Annotated in this window: 1 protein-coding gene; it reads right to left on the bottom strand. The window is 71.1% G+C overall.

Translation table 11 applies throughout. The annotated features are described in order from the left end of the window. The coding region (locus tag IE239_RS41595; protein ID WP_190154628.1) for a type 1 glutamine amidotransferase family protein at positions 1-421 on the bottom strand (421 nt) is incomplete at its 3' end. Positions 422-605 lie beyond the last annotated feature (184 nt).

The following is a 605-nucleotide window of genomic DNA, read 5'->3' as shown; positions in this document are numbered from 1 at the left end:
CGAACAGGTAGACGGCGTGTGCGGTTTCGTGTGTGACGACGGAGTAGCCGTCGGCGTAGTGGCGTTCGCCGCCCAGGGCGGTGGTCGCCTCGCCGAGCAGGTTCTCCTCCGGGATCACCACGATGCGGTGTTCTTCGTCCACGACGCCGCGCAGTTCGGCCACGTCGTGCGAGTGGGCGAGTTGCGGGAGCTCGGATGCCTTTGTGCTGCGGGGCATCACCACGAACCGTACGCCGCTGTCGTGGAGCCGTGCGGCGGTCACCGGGTCGTGCAGCAGCGCACCGATCAGGCGTGTCGCCTCGGCACGCGCGGTGACCGGCTGTTCGACACCTTCATCGACTTCGACCAGGGCGGCGGCGTCTTGCTGGGCCCTGCGCTGAGCCTGCGTCGGCGCCGAGGCAGTCGCCGGCCGGGGCCCCACGCCTGTTTCCGCATCGCCGACGGGCATCGGGGGTCCCATCGGACGGCGGTCACCCGATCGTCCCGGTCGCCGTGAGGAGGACGAGGGCCCGCCCGCCGACGTGCGGTTGCCGCTTCCAGGCAGCCGGGGGATCACCACGTCGTCCTGATCGTCATGGGCCGGCTGCGCGGACTGCGGGTAGGAC

Source organism: Streptomyces humidus (genome assembly GCF_014649655.1).
In the GTDB taxonomy this organism is placed as follows: Bacteria; Actinomycetota; Actinomycetes; order Streptomycetales; family Streptomycetaceae; genus Streptomyces; species Streptomyces humidus.
Note: the sequence above shows the minus strand (reverse complement) of the source record. Positions and strands in the feature narration are given on the sequence as shown.